The sequence below is a fragment of the Parafrankia sp. EUN1f genome (genome assembly GCF_000177675.1).
Classification (GTDB): Bacteria; Actinomycetota; Actinomycetes; order Frankiales; family Frankiaceae; genus Parafrankia.
This window is the reverse complement of sequence record NZ_ADGX01000006.1, coordinates 20,487-40,693: the sequence shown is the minus strand read 5'-3', so window position 1 is coordinate 40,693 and position 20,207 is coordinate 20,487. Positions and strand designations below refer to the sequence as shown.

Here is a 20,207-nt window from a genome sequence, read left to right as displayed (position 1 = left end):
AACCGTAGCGCGTCAGGCGTCGGCCACCGCACGGGCATAGCTCGCCAGGTGCGCCTCCGCCGAGGCGGCCCAGGTGAACTCGCGGGAGCGGGCGAGGCCGGCGGCCGCGAGCTGGCTGCGGCGCTCCGCGTCGTCGAGCAGGGTGCTCATCTCGCGGGCGATGGAGTCCGCGTCCGGCTGGGTGTAGGCGACCGCGTCCCCACCCACCTCGGGCAGCGACAGCCGCGGTGTGGTGAGCACCGGCGCGCCGCAGGCCATGGCCTCCAGCACGGGCAGCCCGAAGCCCTCGCCGTGCGACGGGTAGGCGACCAGCTCCGAACCGCCGAGGTAGCCCGGCAGGTCGGAGAAGCGCAGGTAGCCCGGACGGATCACGCGCAGATGGCTCGGCACCGAGGCGACGGCCGCGTCGACGTCGTCGTCCCAGCCGGAGCCGCCGGCCAGCACCAGCGCCGGCGGCTCGTCCCGCCAGTGCACCGCCTCGGCCCAGCCGCGAATGAGGTTCGGAACGTTCTTCCGCGGCTCCAGCATGCCGAGAAAAGCGACATACCGGGTGTTTCCGAGACCGAGCCGCAACCGCACCCGCCGCCGGTCATCCTCCGTAGGCGGATGGAACGTGCTGGTATCCACCCCGTGATACGCGACGTCGGTAGTGGTCGGATCGCCCTCGAGCACGCGGACGAGCTCGTCCCGCGTCGCCTTCGACGGCACGATGATGCGGTTCGCCCGGCGCACCGCCGTACGCATAGCCGAGCGGAAGAAGGTTCCCTTCACCGCGGTATGCATCTCCGGCTCGGTGAAGAACGTGACATCGTGGATCGTCACGCACACCGGTCGTTGTGCTCGCAATGGCATTGTGTAGTGCGGGGAGTGGATTACTTCGGCATTGACCTGCTCCGCCACCAGCGGAAGGCCGGTCTGCTCCCACGCCAACCGCGCGGGCCGGTGCGCAATGGCCGCCGGGCCCGACAGGACGGTCGCCTGGGGCGCCATCCGGCTGTAACGTTCCTCGTCCGATCGCTGGCACACCAGCGCCATGTCGGCGCCAGCCGCGCCCAAGGCGGCGACGAGCCCGTCGACATATCGCCCGACGCCACCGCGGTCGGCCGGGACCGAGGTCGCATCAACGAGCACCCGGGGTCCCACGGCGCTCCTTCCGAGACGTGCCGCCTGATTCAGTGTGGCCGCTTGCTTCTCAACGGTGGCAACACTACGCCCGCCCGTCGTCAGCGACGGACACGGCAGGGGAGCTGCTGATTCGACGGTAGAGCTCCCAGCACGATCGCGCCGCCTCATTCCAGGTAAATCCCGCCGCGCGGAGGAGTCCCGAACGCGACAGACGGCTGTGTAGCCGGGGATTCTGGACGATACGCCCGAGAGCCTCGGCAAAGCCGGCCGCATCACCGATCCGGGCCACCAGCGCGGCGTCCCCGGCGACCTCCACCAAAGCCGGCGTGTCGGACACGACCACCGGCACTCCGTGGGCCATGGCCTCGATGACCGGCAGCCCGAAACCCTCCGAGCGGCTCGGCGCGAGCAGGGCCGTCGCCCGGGAGAGCACGACCGCGAGATCCTCGTCACTGATCCGGCCGAGCGCGCGGAAACGCCCGGCCGCCGCGAGCTCGGCGAACCCGCCCGCGCCCGCGGTACCGGCACCGAGATCGCCCCACCCCGCCGCTCCGACGTGCACCAACGGCAGATCGGGCGCCGCCGGGTGACGCATCGCGGCCAGCGCCGTGTCCAGGCCCTTGCGGGGCTCCATGGTCGCCAGCGTCAGCAGGTACCCCCGTTCGGGCAGGCCCAGCCGGGCGGCCCGGCGATCGGCGTCCGCCGGCACCCGCAGCACCGCGTCGGCGACCCCCTCGCCGATCACGTGCAGCCGCTCGGGGTCGATCGGCAGGTGCTCGCGGACGTCCGCGGCGACGGCCTGGGTCGGCACGATCACCGCGTCGGCCTCGCGGGCGACCCGCTCCCCCATCTCGCGATGCCAGCGCACCCCGTGCGGGGTGAGGGTCTCGGGGTGGGTCCACGGCACCGCGTCGTGCACCGTGACCACCAGACGGCTCCGGGATACCAGGTTGTTCCGCGGGCCCGGGCGGCTCTGCGGGCCCGGGCGGCTCTGCGGTGCCGGGCGGCTCTGCGGTGCCGGGCGGCTCTGCGGGCCCGCCCCGCCGTGGCGGCCGGCCGCCGTCCGCCGCCAGGCGGTGGCCGCGTGCCGCACCCCGGGCGGGAGCGCCTCAAGGCCCCGTGGCGGCACGAGAAGCGTCGGCGCATGGACGACGTCCACTCCCCCGGGTATCGGACCCACGCCGCGCGCCCAGGCCGTGGCAAGGACCCGCCGTGGCAGCCCCAGGCGCAACGGCCCGAGGACACCGGGCACGGCGGCGCCCGAGACGTCGCGGCGGAACGCGCACCACCCGACGACGCCGTCGCCGGGATCCGCGGTGCGGGCCAGGGCGGCGGCCAGCTCGGCGGAGTAGCGACCGGTGCCGCCGGGCACCGGCGCCAGCATCTGTTCGACCAGGAAACCGATCCGCACGACGGTCAGTCTCCCGCGCCACGCCGGACCCGCCGGCCCCGCCCCCCGCGACGAACTTCCGCTGCTGCCGAGCAAGACCTGAGGATCGTGGTTGCTGGAACCACCAGAAACCTCAGATCTTCGAGCTGCGTCTTCGGACCGCTGCTGCTGCCGAGCAAGATCCGAGGATCGTGGTCGTCAGAACGACCAGAATCCTCAGATCTTCTGGCTCATCCGAACGCCTCCGGGGCCAGTGGCCCTGGGCCGGGCTACTGGTCGCGCCGGCTGGTCGCCACGCCCGCGACGACCATGATCACGCAGGCGCCGATCCCGATAGCGTGCCCCCAGGCACGGTGCCCGAACTGGTCGAAGGCCGCGCCGAGCCCGAAGATGACCAGCGCGAAGAACAGGAAGGTGAGGATGCCCGCCAGCACCTTCTGCCCGAGCGGCGCACTCATGCCCATGTTCCGGGCCGGGCGGAGCTGACGGGCCGGGCAGGCCTGACTGGTCGGCTGGTCACTGCTGCCTCCTGCGGGCGTGGGTCAGCACGACGCTACCGGTGGTGTCCGGCGCCCGGCGGTCGGACAGCGCCACCAACGGTGAGATCGCCGCGGCCGCGTTCCACCCGACCCGCCCACCCTTGGCCGAAAGGTTCAGGTAGAGCCGCTCAGCCCGTTCGGAGCGAAACATGTAGGTCTGTCGGACGACCTCCAGCCCGGCCGCGTCGAGCAGCTTCGTCAGCCGCTCGCCGGGATACGTGTGCTGGACGTGGTACCGCTCCCGATGCCGGGCGAACAGGTCCGGCCAGCGCTCGGCCCGGGTCAGCGCGTCCGCGGACATCACCAGGTCACCGCCCGGGCGCAGCACCCGGGCCATCTCGGCCAGGGCGGCCGGTCCGTCGTCGAAGTGCTCGATGGCGCAGACCGACATGACGACGTCGAACGTCGCGGGCGCGAAGGGCAGCCGCAGCGCGTCACCCTCGACCAGCCCCGGGCGGTGCCTCAGCCGGCTGCCGAAGGTCAGCTTGTGGCGCGCGAGGTCCAGGCTCACCGCCCGGGCACCGCGGCGAATCGCCTGGCCGGCCCAGTAGCCGTCGCCGCCCGCGACGTCGAGCATCGTCCGCCCGTGCAGGTCACCCGCCCAGGAGAGCAGCGTCCCGACCTCGCGGCGGCGCATGACGTGCACCTGGTGACCGGCGTAGGCGAGGGCGTCGTCGCGTAGGGGACTCATGGCGCACAGTCTGCCTTTCCCGCACGGTCGGCACCGGACGGGGCCAGCACCGCGTCGAGGTAGCGGTCCCAGGCGGCGTCGGTGTCAGGTGGGGCCACCGCGGCCCGCAGCGCGGCGAGCGTCCCCGGCTCGTACAGCCGCCACAGCGCCGCGGCGAGCGCGGTCGGGTCGTCCGGTGGGACGAGCAGGCCGTCGACGCCGTCACGCACCGACGTCGCGAGCGTCCCGACGCTGGTCGCGACGACGGGCAGACCGTGCAGGTGCGCGAGGTCGACGTTCTGCGAGGCGGTGCCGGCCCGGTACGGCAGCACCAGCGCGTCCGCGGCCGCGAACAGGCCTGGGACCTCCCTGGCCGGGACATAACCGGGACGCAGGTCGACGCGGTCGCCGAGGCCCAGCTCGGCCACCAGGTCCCGGGTCGCCTCCACCCCGCCCCAGAACTCCCCCGCCACCGTCAGGCGGACGTCGGCCGGCCCGGCCGCCAGCGCGCGCAGCAGCACGTCCAGACCCTTGTACGGCCGGACCAGCCCGAAGAACAGCAGCTCGCGCGAGGGCTCGGGCACGGCGGCCGCCGCCGGCACGGCGATCCCCACCGCGGGGTCGAGGCCGGGGTCGGAGTCGGGGGCGGACGGGGTCCACAGGTGGGTGGCCATCTCGGCGACCCGCACCGGGACGTCGGTGAGCGTGCCCGCGAGCTCCGCCTGCGCCTGGGTGTGCACGAGCACCGCCGAGCACCGGCGCAGCACGGCGGAGATCAGCGGCTGGTCGGCCGAGCGACGCTCGTGCGGCAGCACGTTGTGACACAGGGCGAGGACGGTCGGGGGCCGCCGACGCCGGCCGCGAAGCCCGGCGAGGATCGCGAGATAGGCCGGCGCCTGGATCGGCGTCACGACGACGAGCACGACGAGGTCGACACCCCGCCCGTCGACATCCCGCCCGTCGACATCCCGCCCGTCGACATCCCGCCCGTCGACGTCCGGGCGTTCAGCGCCTGGGCCGTCGGCCGCGGCGGTTCCGGTCGGCCGCAGCTGACGGCCCAGGCGCAGCCAGGTGTCGGGCCGGCGCCAGGAAAGCGGGTAGGAGGTCGCGGGGAACGGCGTCCCCTCCGGGACCGCGACCCGCTGCTGGCCCGGGTAGAGCCGGGCGGGGTACTGGCGGGACCACGACTCGATCCGCACCTGATGGCCACGGTCGGCCAGTCGGTGTGCCAGCTCGGTCGTGTGCTGGGCGATACCGCCCTTGTACGGGTGGGTCGGCCCGATGATCGCGATCCGCGCCGCGGACCGCGATCGGTCAGGTGTCACTGCGCGACCGGGCCACCAGGTCACCGATCAGGGCGAGGACGACGATCTGGAACCCGACCAGGATCGCGAGCAGCGTCGAGGTGGTGACCCGGAAGTCGTAGCGGATGACGTCGGCGATCAGCTTGGCGAAGCCGATCCCCATGATCCACAGGGCGACCGGCATCAGGACCTTGATCGGGTCGAAGTACATGACCATCCGCAGCACCTGCAGGATGTACCGGCGCGCGTCCCGGAACGGGTGGAACTTGGACGTCCCCGAGCGCTTGGCGTAGTCGATCGGCAGGTAGTCCACCGGATGCTGGTTGGACAGGAACGCCATCGTGATGGTCGTGACGCAGGAGAATCCGGGCGGCAGCAGGCGCAGGTAGGGCAGTGAGACGTCGCGGCGGAAGGCACGCAGCCCGGAGTTGAGATCAGGGATCTTCATTCCGGACAGCCGCTGCGCGATCATTCGGATGAGCCACTTCGCCGGCACGCGCGCCCATTTGTGCGTGCCCTCCTCGGTGGTCCGCGCGCCGACAACCTGGTCGACATCCGGATTCTCGTCGAGGTACTGGACGAACTCGGGAATGCGCTCGTTGGGATACGTCATGTCCGCGTCGGTCCAGACGACGATCCTACCGCGCGCCTCCTGCGTCCCGATGCGCCGGGCGGTGCCCGACCCGCCGTTGCGCCGGAACGGCATCAGCCGCATGTTCGGGTACTTCGGCGCGACGTCGCGCAGGACGCTCAGTGTGCTGTCGGTCGACTTGTCGTCGATCACCAGCAGTTCGTAGCTGTAGCCGCTGGCGTCCATCGCCGCCGTGATGCGCTCGAGCTCCAGGACGACGTGATCCTGCTCGTTGTAACAGGGAAGCACGACGGTCACGTAGGGCGGCGTCTCGACCGCGAGGCCCGTCTGGTGCTCGGATGGATGGATGGCACTGACACTCACGTCGCTGTGACTCCCGGGTCGTGGTCGCGCGCCCGCGTTCCTTCCCCAGGCAGCTCGCGGGCAGTCCGCCCACCAGGGTGACACGGCTTGCTGTGGGGGCCGAACTCCGGTCGGCCCGATGCTGCGCCTACTGTTACCAGCGTGGGGACGTTCAGAGGTGATCTACGCGAGTATGTGCGCCATGTGCGGGCTCTGCGGGCCGCCCGGGAGACCTCGGCACGCTCGTTCGTGGCCGGACTGCGGTATCCGCTCGCCCACAAGCAGCCGATCTGGATCGGTTCACCGACGGTGATCGAAGGGCACGAGCGGATCGAGTTCGCCGACGGCGCTGCGCTGCGGATCGGGCTCGCTCCGTTCGGCCTGACGACGCGGCACGACGTGTCGGTGGTCCGCGTCCATCCCGAGGGCCGGATCCGCTGCGAGGGCGTCGTCTCGCTGCAGCGCGGGATTCGCGTCGTGGTCGACTCGGGCGTGCTTGAACTCGGCCCCTTCGCGAATATCAACGGTTTCGCGAAGATCCTGGTACGGGAACGGGTGTCGATCGGCGCGTACTGCAACGTGTCATGGGACACCCAGCTTCTCGACAACGATTTCCATCCGATGGTCGTCGACGGTGTCGAACAGCCGATGAGTGGGCCGATCGTGCTGGAGGACCGGGCCTGGATCGGTGCCGGCGCGATCGTCCTCAAAGGCGTGACGGTCGGCGAGAGCGCCGTCGTGGCCGCAGGCTCCGTGGTGACCAAGGACGTCCCCGCGAAGGCCGTCGTCGCGGGCTCACCGGCGAAGGTCGTCGGGCATATCGACTACTGGCGCTGAGCGATGTCCGAATACCCGGGTGGCATCCGGTTCCGGCCACTGGTCCTGCTGCGTTCGGTTCCGCTGCCGATCTGGCTGATCACCGCCCTGTTCGGGGCGCTGCTCGCCTGCTGGTCGGTGCTCGTCCCGCAGTACCACGCGCCCGACGAGCCGAACCACGTGGACGCCGTGCTGCGGCTGGTCCAGGGCGACGGCTGGCCTCATCCCGGGCACGCGTTCGTGAAGCCGGACGGCGTCGGAGCGATCGCGGCGTCCCCCTACGGCTCCGAAGCGGTGCCCTACGAGCTCGACCACGCGCCGATCGTCACGGACGACGCCACACCGCGCGCCGACCGTCCCGACTGGGACGAGCTGGGCCAGACGCGGCAGGCGGACGGTGATCCGCAGCCTCCCGGGGACATTCAGCAACTCGTCCAGCACCCGCCGCTCTACTACTGGGTCGGCGCCGCGGTGCTGTGGGCGCTGCCCGGCGGCGGGGACGGCGACGGCCTGCGCTGGGACGTGACCATCGGTGCGCTGCGCCTGATGAGCGCGCTGATGGTGATGTGGCTGCCGGTCCTGGCCTGGGCGGGCGCGCACCGGCTCTCCGGTGGCAACCGCATCGCGGCGACCTGCGCGGCCCTCGTCCCGCTGGCGGTGCCCGAGCTCAGCCACATCGGGTCGAGCGTGAACAACGACAACCTGCTGGCGCTGACCACCGGGCTGGCCACCCTGACGATCATCTACATCCTGCGCGGAGACACCTCGCTGCGCACCGCGGCCTGGGCCGGCGGGTTCATCGGGCTCGCCCTGCTGACGAAGTCGCTCGCCATTGTGCTCGTCCCGATGGCGGCGCTCGCCTACCTCGTCGCCTGGCTGCGAGCCCGGCGGGACGACCGCCACAACCGCACCAGTCGTGCCAGTCGCGCCAGCAACCTCAGCCGCACCGGCCAGGCCGAGCGGGGCCGGGTCCGGGGCCGGGGCACGCTGGATCCGGACCGGGACGCGCCGTTCCTGCTCGCCGACACCGGGCTGCGTACCGTGCCGACCGGCGCCACCAGGGCTCCGTGGCGGCAGATTCTGCTCGGCGGTGGGCTCATGGTGGCCTTCGGCGGCTGGTGGTGGGTCGTCAACCTCGTCCGCTATCACACGTTCCAGCCGGAGACGCCGAACTTCCCGCTCGGCGACTACCTGGGCGATGACTGGGACGCCTACCTGGACGTCCTGTTCAACGGCGCGGTCACGCGCTGGTGGGGAGCGTTCGGCTGGTTCGAGGTGACCCTGCCGACGGTGTTCGTCCGGACGGCGAGCGCCATCGTGATCGCCCTGTTCGCGCTGGGCATCATCCGGGCCCGCGACGGCCGGACCCGGGTGGACCTGCTGTTCCTGCTCTGGCCCACGCTCGGCCTTTTCGGGCTGATGACTTTTCAGTCCGCGACGGGCTTCAGCGAGCACGGCCACCTGAGCGGGATTTCGGGGCGGTATATGTACGGCGGGCTGACCGCTCTCGCGGTCGGCGTCGGCATGGGAGCCCCCGCGTTCGGCCGGCAGGTCGCCCGCGTCTTTCCCGTCCTGTTCTTCGGGGCCGCCGCGGCAGCCCAGTGGTGGTCCATCAAGACCGTTCTGGTGCACTTCTGGGAGCCGGCCGGCGGCGATCTCGCCGATTCCTGGGACGCACTGGCGGCCTGGTCACCCTGGTCGCCCTCGACGGTGATCACCATTGTGTGGGTCGGTGTCGCGCTGGCCGTTCTCGTTCTCGTCAGCTGTGTGTGGACGGCCGTGCGCGGTGACACGCCGCCGGGTGGCGCCGGGCCGGATCATCCAGCCGCACCGGGCCTCGGTGGCGGCCGGAACCCCGCCGGGACGCCCCAGCCGACCACAGCGACGACAGCGGCCTGGCCGGCCGGGCCGCCCGGCCAGGCCGGAGGGTTCGAACCACTCCCGACGGAACCGGAATCCAGGGACACCATCCCCATCCGCCCGGCGGCGCGGAAATCCCCGCCAGCCGGTTCCGCCGGGTCCAAGCCCGATGAGCAGGGGCTTTCCGAGCCGCCCCCGGGCGAATCCGCGCCGGCCGAGTCGGGACCCTCCGCGGCAAAAGGTAGGCCGTCAAGCATGGCCAGCCCCGTGCCGTCACACTGAAAGCAGGCCGCGGACCACTCACGTAAGGTTCCGGTGTCCGTCATCTCGGTTCGGGGGGAGCCGTGCGCCGAAAGCGGGGCTGGGAAACCACACCGCCCGCGGATTCGACCGGCCCCTCGGTGGCCGCCGCCTCGCGGCTGGCGTCCCCGCTGGGCCCGGACGATCCGGCCCGGCTCGGCCGCTACGTGCTGGTGGGCCGGCTCGGCGAGGGCGGAATGGGCACGGTCTACCTCGGCCGTGACCCCGGCGGGCGGATGGTCGCCGTCAAGGTGGTCCGGGCCGATCTGGCCCGGCTGCCCGAGTTCCGGGCCCGGTTCCAGCGCGAGGCCGACCTGGCCCGCCGGGTCGCGCGCTTCTGCACCGCCGAGGTCCTCGACGTCGTCGACCCGCCCGACGGGCAGCCGTACCTGGTGACCGAATACGTCGACGGGCTGACGCTGGCCCAGGCCGTCGCCGTCGAAGGCCCGCTGCGCTCGGCCGACCTGGAACGGGTGGCGGTCAGCGTGGCCGCCGCACTGACCGCGATCCACGGCGCCGGCATGGTCCACCGGGACCTCAAGCCGTCCAACGTGCTGCTGTCCACCCTCGGCCCGCGAGTGATCGACTTCGGCATCGCCCGCGCCCTGGACGCCCAGACCATGGTCAGCCAGGAGGTCCAGCGCATCGGCACCCCGGCGTTCATGGCCCCCGAGCAGGCCAACGGCGAGCCGGTGACATCGGCGGCCGACATCTTCGCCTGGGGCGGTCTGGTCACCTACGCCGGCACCGGCTCGTACCCGTTCGGCGACGGGCCCACCCCGGTGCAGCTCTACCGGGTGGTCCACCGCGAACCGCTGCTGGACGGCCTCGATCCCGCGCTGCGGCCCATCGTCGAGCAGGCGATGCGCAAGAACCCGGCCGAGCGCCCGACCGCCCAGGAGCTGTTCCTGCGGCTGGTCGGGATGGGCCCGGCGACCCACCCCGACCCCGACGTCTCGGCGGCGATCCAGACCACCAACGCGCCCATCGCCGACCCTCCTCCACCGGTGGCACCGGTCGGCCAGCCGGGCAACCTGCCACTCCCGGACCTGACCAGCGGCATCGTGGGGGCCTCGGCGTCGTGCGTGGTCACGGGCGTGCCGGCACAGCCCGCACCCGAGCACGACGTCGCCACCGGTCCCCGCCCGCCAGCGATCACCGGTGCCCCCGACGCCGGAGGCCACACCGGCACCGGCGGCGCTGGGGGCACCGGGGGGGCTGGGGGCACCGGGGGGGCTGGGGGCACCGGAGGCAGCCGCACCGGCACCGACAGCCTCAGTGGCGGCGGCACCGGCGGCCGGCCACCTGCCGGACCGGCCGGCACCGGTGACGCCGCCGGCGCCGAGGCCGCTGGGGGCACTGGGGGCACTGGGGGTGGTTCAGCGGCCGGGACCGAAGGCTCCCGGGTCACCCGTCTGCTCGCCGCCACCACCCGCCGCCGGATCGTGCTCTTCGGCGTGCCCCTGCTCGCGCTGCTCCTGATCGCCGCGCTCATCCCGCTGGCCTTCACCGGCGGCGGCCGCGACGAGAGGGCGACGCGCGACAACGTGGCCCGCCGGGTCGCCGCGATGGCCGAGTCGATCCGCGACTCCGACTCCGGGCGCGCGGCACGCCTCAGCCTGGCCGCGTTCCGGATCAGCCCGGTACCCGAGGCCAGGGCCAGCCTGCGGACGTCCTTCTCCCCTGCCACGGCGACGGTGCTGACAGGGCACACCGAGTCGGTGCTCGGCCTGGGCGTCAGCCCGAGCGGGCGCACCGTCGCCACCGGCGGCGCTGACAACCTGGTCCGGCTGTGGGATGTCACCGACCGTTCGCACCCCCATGAGCTGGCCACCCTCACCGCCCACTCGGCCTGGGTGCTCGACGCCGCGTTCAGCCCGGACGGAAAGCTGCTCGCGACCGTCAGCTACGACCGCACCGTGCGGCTGTGGGACATCCGCGACCTGAGCCAGCCCAGGCAGCTCGCCGTGCTGCTGGGCCACGACGGCTACGTCCTCGACGCCGCCTTCTCCCCGAACGGGCAGATCCTCGCCACCTCGGGCTACGACAACACCGCCCGGTTGTGGGACATCAGGAATCCGGAGTCCCCGCACCAGCTCGCCGTGCTGAACCGGCACACCAGCTGGGTCAACGAGGTCTCCTTCAGCCCGAACGGAAAGGTGCTGGCCACCGCCAGCGCCGACCACACCGCCCGACTCTGGGACATCAGCGACCCGAGCTCGCCTCGCCCGCTGGCCGCCATCACCGCCCACACGGACTACGTCTGGGCGGTGGCGTTCAGCCCGGACGGGAAGCAACTGGCCACCGGCGCCTACGACGGCCTGGTGAAGCTGTGGGACGTCACGGATCCCGCCCGGCCCAGGGCGACCGCGTCGATCGAGGCCGACGAGAAGTGGGTCTTCGACCTCGCCTACAGCCCCGACGGCCACACCCTGGCCACCGCCGGCTGGGACACCACCGCCCACCTGTGGGACCTGAGCGCCCCGGGCAAGGTGACCGCAGCCGGGGTGATCTCCGGCCACGGCGACTGGGTGCAGGGCGTCGAGTTCATGCCGAATGGTGAATCACTGGTCACCATCAGCGACGACTACACGACCCGTATCTCCCGCATCGACGACGCCGGCCTCGTCGCCCGCGCCTGCGCCGACCCGGCGAACCAGATCACCCAGGCCGACTGGCAACGCGACATCGCCGACGTCCCCTACCAGCCCGTCTGCTGAAGCACCCAGCGCCTGAACGGCCAGGAGCCGACCACCGCCAGGCCGACATCAGTTTTCGCTGCCGAGCGCCCTACGCGGCTCCCGGGCCGTTCGCCGGGCCAGCGTTACCGGCCCGGCGAGACAAGGCACGAACCGGCTGCCCGGGCCGACGCCAGGCGCCGCCTACCGAGGCGCGCCGGGGACACAGGGTGCGTGCGGATCCTCCTGAATGGCGAGGCCGAGGTCGACGTCTGCCAGCAGATCACCCCAGGACGCGAAGTCACCGACGACGAGCCCGTGGCGGCTGACCCTGAGCACGCGGGCGTTACGGCCGTCATCAACGGTGATGATCGTCTCGTCGATCGCGTAGTCGTTCTCGCTGCTCCATCGCATGCTGGAAGGGTTCCTCAGACGAGCGGTGTGATCGCGGGCACCCTGTCACCTCAACCCACAGACCTTCACCGCGCCGCCCGGGACGTCCAGCCCGTTGGGCGTGCCCGTTCAGAGCAGATCCGACCCTCGCCACCCGCGGCGCCGACATCCAGCGCTACGACGTCGACCCGCTCGTCATTTGACGCGCGCGAGCCCGGGCTCAACAGGTCGAATGGAGAAGCGCACCAACGGCAGCGGTCTCTGCCAGCCGGTTGTAGAGGAGCACCGCGGCTTTCGTCTCCTCGACGTGAACCTCGACGTTGTGATCGCGCAGCAACTCGAGCGTCTCCGGCATCGTCCGCAGGCGAAGCTCCATCCCGCGGCTGAGCACGACCGCGGTCACGCCCACGTCGAGGATCTCCTGTACATCGGCCGGCTGGATTCCCGGCTCATGGCGGGTACCGTTCTCGGACCAGTCCCACTCCCGGCCTCCGCCTGGGTACAGGATGAAGTCCTTGCCTGACCCGAGCCCTTCCACGTCGGTGCGGCCCCATGAGATGTGGACAACGTGTGGCGAGCGGGCCATCGGACTCCTCAGAACCGGATCGGCATCTCTTTCCAGCGAAGATCATTGGATCACGTGGCGACGATCGGAAGATCTGAGGGCTTTGGTCGTTGTAGCAACCAAAACCCTCAAATCTTGCGCGGCAGCAGCGGCAGCCCGACGCCCGGCAGGCCCGCGCGGTCAGTGCCTGCTGTGACGGGAGGAGTTCGGGGTGCCACCGGTGGATCTGTTCTCCACCAGCCGGGCGAGGCCTGAGCCCAGGCGGACGACCGCGGCGCTGCCGGTGCGGGTGCCCGCGGCCAGGGCCTGAGCGCCCCGCGACGGGATAGCCGTCGAGCCGGCCCCGTCACCGGAGTCGCCGGAGTCGCCGGAGTCGCCGGAGTCGCCGGAGTCGCGGACACCCGCCTCACCGCCGAGACGGGCCCGCAGGGCTGCGCCGGCGATGCGGGCGGCGGTGAGAAGCCTCGGCTCGTCCGGTGCTCCGGGGCCCCACGGCGGCCGCTGCTGCTGCTCCCTGCGGGCCACGGCGAGCTCCTGCTCCAGCTCGCTGATGCGGCTCAGGCGATGCAGGTCCCGGGCGGCGAGCTCGCTGCGCTCGGCGTCGATGCGGGACCATTCCCGCTGCCGGATCCGGGCGGCGGCGGCCGCGTCGTCCTGCATCGCGAGGACCCGCAGGTACAGGTCGATGCGGTTGCGTTCCATCCGGGCCAGCAGGCTGTTGGCCACCCACGGTGCGAGCAGGTCGGCGATACGGCGGGCCCAGGGCGCGCGCCGGTCGAGGAGCACCCCGAGGCCGAAGATCGGCGCCACCGTGATGAACCGCAGGTCGGGATGGTCCATCGCGAAGTCCTCGACGGCGGTACGCACACCGTTGCGGGGGCCGCCTTCGGTCAGCGCCCAGGCGAAGGCGCCCGCCCCGCGGAAGCCGCGGCCGGGGATCGCGTCGGACTTGTCGATCTCCACGCCGACGTCCCAGGAGTTCGGCTGGCGCTGGTCCTCGGGGATCCGGTCCGGGGCGTAGTACTGGTCGCGGCGACCGGCGGGCCAGCCGACGTCGTGCAGGATCACCAGCGGGAAGTAGGCCCGGTCGAAGTCGCGCACGGCGGCCGCGATCGCCGCGAGCTCGCCGCGGACCGTGGCGTAGTTGTGGTCTCCGTCGATGAGGTAGGCGTCGGTCGGTGCGTGGCCGTCGAGCGCCTCGGGGCTGAAGCCGCGGATCACCTCTACGTCCAGCCCTCCGCCGGACGTCGGGGTGACCCCCGGCTCGGGGTCGATGACCACCAGGCGCCCGCCGCCACCCCGGCGCAGCAGGCCGACGAGCAGCGACGTCGTCGCGCCGCTCTCCGAGCCGATCTCGGCGACGCTGCGCGCGCCGGCCGCCTCCAGCAGCGGGATCCAGATCTCGCGCAGGTCGGTCAGCGAGTGCAGGAGCAGCGGCGCGAGGGTCTTCTCCGCGATCTCACCCGGCTCGGCGGCGTGGTCGCCACCGCCGTAGGCGTCCGCGGCCAGCTCCGCGAGGCTGCCGTGCACCACGCTCGACGTCTCCGTCGAGCTGGACGTCCCGGGCGGGCTGGACGTCCCGGGCGAGCTGGACGTCTCCGCCGGCGGCCGCAGGGCGTCGGGTGCGGCTTCCGCCCGGTCCAGGGGTGCCCGGTCCAGGGGTGCACGGTCGAAGGGTGCGCTGTCGAAGGGTGCACGGCCAGGATCCGCCTGATCGAGGTCGGGACGATCGAAGCCCGGGCGGTCGAGGCCCGGGCGGTCGAGGCCCGGGCGGTCGAGGCCCGGAGGGCTGGGGTCCGGGTGGCTGAGGTCCGGATGCCTGCGGTCCGGGCGGTCGTGCGTGCGGTCCCGCGCGTCGCGGAACTCACGGGGGTCGCGGGGTGGTTCGAAGGTCGCCGAGGTGCCGGGGGTGACCGGGTAGCCGGGAAGCGGAAGCGGAGCCGTTACGGGCCCACCTGGTGAGGAGGGCTGCGCCGGGGCGTTCTCGGCGGCGCGCCGGGCCGAGCGCGGCGTGAAGACCGACATCTCGGGGGGTGACGAGGCCGGCGGCGTGGCCGCGGGCGGCCGGGGGGCCGACGAGCGCACGGGGAGCGGGCCGGACGGTGGCCCCGCCGGTGGGAGCGAAGCAGAGGGCGGCCCCGTGGGAGGCCGTGGCCCTGTGGGAGGCGGCGGCCCCGTAGGAGGCGATGGCGGTGACACCGACGGGAGCAGGCTGGTCCGCAGCGGGTCGGACTGGCTCGGTGGCGGGCGGAACCAGCTTCCCGCGGTGCCCCCGCTGCCCGGGGCCACCGGGTCGCCGGGGGTGCCCGAGGTGCCGGCGGCGCCACCCGGAGGCGGGGAGGGGCGTGGATCGGGGGACATGCCCTCCGTGTCAGCCGTGTCGTCTGCCTCTGACGTCACCGCATCCCTCCCAGCTCACGACGGATCTTCCGGGCGGCTCGGACGGGCAGGCCGGTGCGGGCCGCGTCCGCCGTGCGCACCTGCAGCGGGTCGGCCCGGATCCCGAGCCAGCCGAAGGCCATCTCGACGTCGATCGCGTACGTCCCGCCGAGCTGCGGCTGCGTGCCGTGATCGATCGTGTAGATGATCTGCGGGTCGTCGCCGACGATCTCCAGCAGGTTGGCCTGCAGGGTCCGCAGGCCGATGAGCGCGAGCTGCTGGCCGGCGAGGTCGTCCAGGGAGGTGACGGTGACCTTGTACGGCTCGGGAGCGTTGTGCAGGTGGAAGGAGATCGTCAGCCAGTCGAGGCGGAGCAGGCCGCGCCGGCCGGCCGGGTCGATCCGCACCCGGCGGGCGCCGACACCCTCGACCCGCAGCCGCACGATCGACATCCCGTCGCGCCCGGAGCGGGTGACGACGGTCTCCTTGTGGCCGTTGACGAAGTCGCTGCCGGTGTCGACGTAGACCTCGACCGGGCCGGCGGCGGCCTCCGGGGAGACCTCCTCGGCCCGCACCCCGGCCGCGGCGGCCAGACCACTGATCACGGCGAGCGACCGGTTCGCGACGCCGGCGACACCGGCGGGCCAGTACAGCTCCCGCATGGTGATCTTCTCGACGTCCGCCGGGGTCAGGTAGGGCATCCGCCGGACCAGCTCGGGCGGCAACAGGCCCTCGGTCGAGTCCGAGCCGAAGTTGTCGTCGTGTGCCCACGCGCCGAACGCGGAGGCCTCGGCCGCGGTGGGGCGGGCGACGAACCGGGTCAGCATTCGCAGCGAGGCGTGCCGGGCGCCCGCCTCGGACAGCGACGGCATCGCCGTCTCCGAGCGCCGGTAGCGCAGCCATTCGCGCTGGAAGGCGAGGATGCCGTCCTGGACGGCGACCCGCTGGGCGACCTGGGTCCGCGAGGTGCGGTCGATGCTCAGGACCGGGCGGTGCTCGTCGTCGAAGGAGACCAGCGAGCCGATGTCTGGCATGCAGAGCTGTTCGAGCACCTCGGGGCTGCGCATGAGCTGGTTGGCCATCAGCTCCGGCTGCCCGCCGGAGGCGGCGTAGCCCTCGATCTGCAGGCCCGCGAGGCGGTGCGTGCCGGCGGCGGCGTTCGTCGCCAGGTAGAGGCCGCGGACGTCGAAGTCCCGCCCGGTGGAGGCGAGCAGGCGGGCGAGCAGCGCCTGGATGGTGCCGCCCCAGCCGAGGTCGGCGACGACGATCCGCCCGGATTCGGGCAGCTGGGTGTCGAGGTACTGGACGTACCGGTCGCGCAGCCGGGCCGCGGTCAGGACGATCTCGCTGCGGATGCGCTCGTCCGAGCACAGCGCCTCGAGGGTGTCGTCGAGCAGGCCGGGGACGTCCAGGCGCCGGTCGGCGAGCGAGGAGATGCCGGCGACGTCGTCGACGGCGACCCCGAGCTGGCGCAGCAGCTGGCCGACGCTCGGCGCGTGCCGGCGGACGAGGAAGCTGCGCAGCTCCTCGGGGCTGCCCTCGAACACGTTGGACAGCGCGCAGACCTGGCGTGACGCCCACAGGGTGGAGGTGGTCACACCGGCGTCCGCGCCCGGCTCGGCGACCAGGCGGGAGAGGAACTCGCCCTCTCGCATCAGGCAGTAGATGTGGTCGGCGCCGTGGTCTCTGGTGCGTTCCACCGCCCAGTCGGCAAAACCGGTGAAGACCGGGCCGAACACGGTCGCGCCGGTCTCCCAGTAGCGGCGCAGGCCCGGCGGGACGGCGGCGGCGTCCGCGCGGTGCAGCGAGCGGGCCCGCAGCGCGGTCATGCCGTAGTCGCCGTGCGCCGAGTCGATCGGGGTGTCGTCGCCCGGACCGGTGAGCAGGCCCTCCAGCTCGAGCGTCGACTTCAGCGAGCCGGAGTACTTCGGGTAGTGGATGGCGACCAGGCCGTGCTCGCGGGCGCTCTCGACGTCGGCGACCGGGTGGTCGCCGAGGTGCACGACCCGCGACGGCTGCAGGTTCGAGGCGGCCAGCATGTGCCGGAACAGTCCGTCGCTCTTGCTGAGCCCGGCGTCGGACGAGGTGAAGATCTCGGTGAACGGCACCCCGGCCAGCTCCGGGCGGCTGAGCAGTCGCTCCAGCTGGGCGGCGGAGAAGTAGGTGTCGGAGAGCAGGTACACCGGCAGCCCGAGTTTGGTCATCGCGAGCTCGGCCAGCTCGACGACGGCCAGGTCGGCCCGGCACAGGTCACGCTCGACGGCGAGCTCGACGTCCATCAGGTCGCCGAGGCTGCCCGCGCCGGGCAGCGCCGGCACCAGCACGCCCCAGATCTCGTCGAGGCGTACCTCGTAGGTGCCCCGCACCTCGTGGGAGTGCTCCCGGGCCTTGTGCTCCGCGTAGACGCGCAGGCGGGCGAACTCGCCCGGGGTGACGCCGGTCGGCAGCTGGCCGATCTCGGCGAGGCGATGCCCCAGGGTGATGAAGGCGTGTGCCGGTTCGGGCACCATGCGCCACAGCAGGGTGTCGAACACATCGAGAGTCAGGGCCTGGGCACCGCCCGACTCCAGATGCGACCAGACCTCGCGAAGTCGGACGTCGGTGAACACTGCCCGCCCCTCCCGGACAGCCGGTCCCCCGACCGCCCAATCTGGGCCGGCCAGGCACCCCCGGACCACCGCCGGACGACACCGGAGGTTTCCGGGTTGTCAACGGGTGGTTCGGGTGGAGCGCTCGCCGGCCGGAGCCAGATAGACGGATCGATACTATGAACCCCCCTGGGGGTGCCAGTCACCGGACTCGGGGCATCGCCTCCGGGGTGGCACGCGGTACGGTCTACGGCCATCGTCTCCAACCCGGGCGACGACGTTCAAGCACGACGGCGTCCGAGCACACGACGACGTTCGAGCAACGGTCGAGGAGTCGACGCCAACCGGCCACGGTTGCGCTGGGCGGAGGAGGGGCCGAGCACGGTGCGGGTCCGAGATGCACGCCCGACGGGGAAAGAAGAAGGTCATGTCGCGGGTCGCTGACCTCTCCACGTTCCCCTCATCACCACCGCCGTCGCCGGGCCAGGGGTCCGGGCAGGCGCCGACACCGGCACCGGCCCAGCGCCCTCGCGGCTCACGCTCCGGCGCGCGCCATGTCGATCATCGCAGCCGGGCACAGACCCGGGTGCGGTGGGAGCTGCTGCGCAACCTCGTCCGCAAGGACCTGAAGGTCAAGTACAAGGGGTCCACGCTCGGCTTCGCCTGGTCGCTGGCGAACCCGCTGCTGCTGCTTGTGGTCTACACCTTCGTCTTCCAGGTCGTGCTGAAGACGGGGATCCCGCGTTTCGGCATTTACCTGATGTCCGGGATGCTGGTGTGGAACGCCTTCTCCGGCAGCGTGTCGTCCGCCTGCGGCGCGGTGGTGGCCAACGCGAACCTGGTGAAGAAGGTGCGCTTCCCGCTGCTGGTGCTGCCGCTGTCCGCGGTCGGCTTCGCCGCGGTGCACTTCGCGCTCCAGCTGCTGGTGCTGTTCGTGGTCATCCTGGGGCTGCAGTACAGCCTGTTCGGGCCCGAGCTGCTGCTGATCGTCCCCGCCGGGGCGGTCGCGCTGCTGTTCACCGTCGCGCTGTCGCTGCTGCTGTCGGCGCTGAACGTGCGTTATCGCGACACCCAGCACCTGCTGGACGTCGCCCTGGTGGCCTGGTTCTGGGTCAACCCGATGGTCTACGCGTACGGCCTGATCTCCGACCGGCTCGGCGACTGGACCTGGGTGTACCTGCTCAACCCGATGGCCGTGGTGGTGATGACGTTCCAGCGGGCGATCTACGACCCGCCGCCGGGCAACTCCACCGGCTCGTCGTCGATCATCGCCGACACCGGATACACGTTCTACCTCGAACACCTGGGGATCGCCGCGCTCATCTCGCTCGCCGTGCTCTTTCTGGGGCTGCGGGTGTTCCGGCGCTTCCAGGCCGACTTCGCCGAGGACCTCTAGTGTCGTCACCGCCGCTCGCCCCGCCCGCACAGCCCGACCGCCCCGCGGCCTCGGCCTCGGCCTCCGCGGCGCAGTCGCCGGGCTCGCCGACCGTGATCCGCGCGGCCGGGGTCAGCAAGAAGTTCGTCGCCTACCACAAGCGCGCGACCAGCCTGAAGGAGCGGTTCGTCCGCCGCGAGGGCGCGAGCGGGGAGGATTTCTGGGCGCTGCGCGACGTCGACGTCCAGATCGGGCGCGGGCAGACGGTCGGCCTGGCGGGCGCGAACGGGTCGGGCAAGTCGACGCTGCTCAAGGTCCTCGCCGGCATCCTGCGCCCGACCTCCGGCGAGGTGGCGGTCAACGGGCGGATCGCCTCGCTGCTGGAGCTGGGCGCCGGGTTCAACGGCGAGCTGTCCGGCCGCGACAACGTGTATCTCAACGCCTCGCTGCTGGGTCTGTCCAAGCGGGAGATCGACCGGCTGTTCGACTCGATCGTCGACTTCTCCGAGCTGCGCCACAAGATCGACGACGAGGTGAAGCACTACTCGTCCGGCCAGTACGTGCGGCTCGGCTTCGCCGTCGCCGTGCACGTCGACCCGGACATCCTGCTCGTCGACGAGGTGCTCGCCGTCGGTGACGAGGCGTTCCAGCGCAAGTGCCTCGACAAGATCGCGCAGTTCCGGGCCGAGGGGCGGACGATCCTGTTCGTCACCCACTCCCTGGATCTGATCGAGAACATGTGCGACCGGGTGCTCGTCCTGGAGACGGGCAACCTCATCTACGACGGGCAGCCGGCGGTCGGGACGAAGCTGCTTCGCCAGCGGCTGGGCAGCCTGCCCGTCGAGGGCGGGGCGGTGCCGTACGACCTGTCACCGGTCAAGCCGACGGCGGTCACGTTCAGCCGCGATCCCGGCGGCGCCCCGCAGGTGCAGTACGACCCGGGTGAGCAGCTCACCGTCAGCGTCGAGCTGGACCTCACCGACTACGCGCCGCAGCACGTCTACCTGCACGTGGACATCCTGGGTCAGGGCGAGGTCCCGATCTGGATGATGGAGACCCCGCCTGGCGGCATCAGCCCGGGGCCGGGCATCGTGATGGTGGACTTCGTCGTTCCCCGGCTGCCGGAGCTGCTCGGGGCCTTCGCGGTCAACGTCCGGGTGTCGGACGCCGCCACCGGCCATCCGGTCACGGTGCGGCGGTTCGAGGACCTGTTCGGCGTGAGCGGCCCGCAGGTCGCCGGGCTGCTCCGCGTCGACTACCAGGCAGGGCTGCGCCGGTGACTGGCGGCAGT

At 72.2% G+C, this 20,207-nt stretch carries 15 protein-coding genes; 5 read left to right on the top strand and 10 right to left on the bottom strand.

Translation table 11 applies throughout. The annotated features are described in order from the left end of the window. Window positions 1-12: 12 nt before the first annotated feature. The 6 genes from FREUN1FDRAFT_RS02725 to FREUN1FDRAFT_RS02700 form a co-directional block, all read right to left on the bottom strand. Window positions 13-1,143, bottom strand: a complete 1,131-nt coding sequence (locus FREUN1FDRAFT_RS02725; protein WP_006538404.1) for a glycosyltransferase family 1 protein — start codon at window positions 1,141-1,143, stop codon at window positions 13-15. 64 nt (window positions 1,144-1,207) lie between these two features. Further along, window positions 1,208-2,536 (bottom strand): glycosyltransferase family 1 protein, encoded by a 1,329-nt coding sequence (locus FREUN1FDRAFT_RS02720; protein WP_006538403.1) that lies wholly within the window; start codon window positions 2,534-2,536, stop codon window positions 1,208-1,210. A 248-nt stretch (window positions 2,537-2,784) separates the two neighbouring features. Further along, window positions 2,785-2,973 carry a hypothetical protein gene (locus FREUN1FDRAFT_RS02715; protein ID WP_006538402.1) on the bottom strand — a complete coding sequence of 63 codons (189 nt, stop codon included), beginning with the start codon at window positions 2,971-2,973 and terminating at the stop codon, window positions 2,785-2,787. Window positions 2,974-3,031: 58 nt separating this feature from the next. Beyond that, complete coding sequence (locus FREUN1FDRAFT_RS02710) at window positions 3,032-3,745, bottom strand: class I SAM-dependent methyltransferase (protein WP_006538401.1); 714 nt, start codon at window positions 3,743-3,745, stop codon at window positions 3,032-3,034. Further along, window positions 3,742-5,049, bottom strand: coding sequence for a glycosyltransferase family 4 protein (locus FREUN1FDRAFT_RS02705; protein WP_006538400.1), 1,308 nt, complete (start codon window positions 5,047-5,049; stop codon window positions 3,742-3,744). Before FREUN1FDRAFT_RS02705 ends, FREUN1FDRAFT_RS02710 begins: the two co-directional genes overlap by 4 nt. After that, on the bottom strand, window positions 5,039-5,983 hold the full coding sequence (locus tag FREUN1FDRAFT_RS02700; RefSeq protein ID WP_006538399.1) for a glycosyltransferase family 2 protein: 945 nt from the start codon (window positions 5,981-5,983) through the stop codon (window positions 5,039-5,041). The genes FREUN1FDRAFT_RS02705 and FREUN1FDRAFT_RS02700 overlap by 11 nt, the downstream gene beginning before the upstream one ends. A gap of 141 nt (window positions 5,984-6,124) precedes the next feature. Between FREUN1FDRAFT_RS02700 and FREUN1FDRAFT_RS02695 the strand changes: the two genes are divergently transcribed. The 3 genes from FREUN1FDRAFT_RS02695 (at window position 6,125) to FREUN1FDRAFT_RS39415 (ending at window position 11,658) form a co-directional block, all read left to right on the top strand. Then, on the top strand, window positions 6,125-6,799 hold the full coding sequence (locus tag FREUN1FDRAFT_RS02695; RefSeq protein WP_232295013.1) for a DapH/DapD/GlmU-related protein: 675 nt from the start codon (window positions 6,125-6,127) through the stop codon (window positions 6,797-6,799). Between the two features lie 3 nt (window positions 6,800-6,802). Beyond that, window positions 6,803-8,920 (top strand): DUF2142 domain-containing protein, encoded by a 2,118-nt coding sequence (locus FREUN1FDRAFT_RS02690; RefSeq protein WP_006538397.1) that lies wholly within the window; start codon window positions 6,803-6,805, stop codon window positions 8,918-8,920. Window positions 8,921-8,982: 62 nt separating this feature from the next. Then, window positions 8,983-11,658: a WD40 repeat domain-containing serine/threonine protein kinase gene (locus tag FREUN1FDRAFT_RS39415; protein WP_006538396.1), complete on the top strand. Its 2,676-nt coding sequence runs from the start codon at window positions 8,983-8,985 to the stop codon at window positions 11,656-11,658. A gap of 162 nt (window positions 11,659-11,820) precedes the next feature. Here the strand turns inward: FREUN1FDRAFT_RS39415 and FREUN1FDRAFT_RS02675 are convergent, their stop codons facing one another. From FREUN1FDRAFT_RS02675 to FREUN1FDRAFT_RS02660, 4 genes are all read right to left on the bottom strand, one after another. Next, window positions 11,821-12,030, bottom strand: coding sequence for a hypothetical protein (locus FREUN1FDRAFT_RS02675; protein ID WP_006538395.1), 210 nt, complete (start codon window positions 12,028-12,030; stop codon window positions 11,821-11,823). Between the two features lie 199 nt (window positions 12,031-12,229). Then, window positions 12,230-12,595, bottom strand: coding sequence for an Mth938-like domain-containing protein (locus FREUN1FDRAFT_RS02670; protein ID WP_006538394.1), 366 nt, complete (start codon window positions 12,593-12,595; stop codon window positions 12,230-12,232). Between the two features lie 159 nt (window positions 12,596-12,754). Then, on the bottom strand, window positions 12,755-14,599 hold the full coding sequence (locus tag FREUN1FDRAFT_RS02665; protein WP_006538393.1) for a class I SAM-dependent methyltransferase: 1,845 nt from the start codon (window positions 14,597-14,599) through the stop codon (window positions 12,755-12,757). Between the two features lie 371 nt (window positions 14,600-14,970). Then, on the bottom strand, window positions 14,971-17,562 hold the full coding sequence (locus tag FREUN1FDRAFT_RS02660) for an HAD-IA family hydrolase (RefSeq protein ID WP_006538392.1): 2,592 nt from the start codon (window positions 17,560-17,562) through the stop codon (window positions 14,971-14,973). A gap of 406 nt (window positions 17,563-17,968) precedes the next feature. Here FREUN1FDRAFT_RS02660 and FREUN1FDRAFT_RS02655 point away from each other — a divergent pair, with 406 nt between their 5' ends. Together FREUN1FDRAFT_RS02655 and FREUN1FDRAFT_RS02650 are read left to right on the top strand one after the other, a co-directional pair. Beyond that, a complete protein-coding gene (locus FREUN1FDRAFT_RS02655; protein ID WP_035948994.1) occupies window positions 17,969-18,937 on the top strand; it encodes an ABC transporter permease in 969 nt (322 codons plus the stop codon). After that, window positions 18,937-20,196, top strand: a complete 1,260-nt coding sequence (locus FREUN1FDRAFT_RS02650) for an ABC transporter ATP-binding protein (RefSeq protein ID WP_006538390.1) — start codon at window positions 18,937-18,939, stop codon at window positions 20,194-20,196. Before FREUN1FDRAFT_RS02655 ends, FREUN1FDRAFT_RS02650 begins: the two co-directional genes overlap by 1 nt. Window positions 20,197-20,207 lie beyond the last annotated feature (11 nt).

What these genes read in the sequence shown, in the direction of transcription:
- FREUN1FDRAFT_RS02715 (WP_006538402.1), bottom strand. Translation starts at nt 2,973, where the DNA reads ATGAGTGCGCCGCTCGGGCAGAAGGTGCTGGCGGGCATCCTCACCTTC.
- FREUN1FDRAFT_RS02710 (WP_006538401.1), bottom strand. Translation starts at nt 3,745, where the DNA reads ATGAGTCCCCTACGCGACGACGCCCTCGCCTACGCCGGTCACCAGGTG.
- FREUN1FDRAFT_RS02690 (WP_006538397.1), top strand. Translation starts at nt 6,803, where the DNA reads ATGTCCGAATACCCGGGTGGCATCCGGTTCCGGCCACTGGTCCTGCTG.
- FREUN1FDRAFT_RS02675 (WP_006538395.1), bottom strand. Translation starts at nt 12,030, where the DNA reads ATGCGATGGAGCAGCGAGAACGACTACGCGATCGACGAGACGATCATC.
- FREUN1FDRAFT_RS02670 (WP_006538394.1), bottom strand. Translation starts at nt 12,595, where the DNA reads ATGGCCCGCTCGCCACACGTTGTCCACATCTCATGGGGCCGCACCGAC.
- FREUN1FDRAFT_RS02665 (WP_006538393.1), bottom strand. Translation starts at nt 14,599, where the DNA reads ATGTCGGTCTTCACGCCGCGCTCGGCCCGGCGCGCCGCCGAGAACGCC.
- FREUN1FDRAFT_RS02655 (WP_035948994.1), top strand. Translation starts at nt 17,969, where the DNA reads ATGTCGCGGGTCGCTGACCTCTCCACGTTCCCCTCATCACCACCGCCG.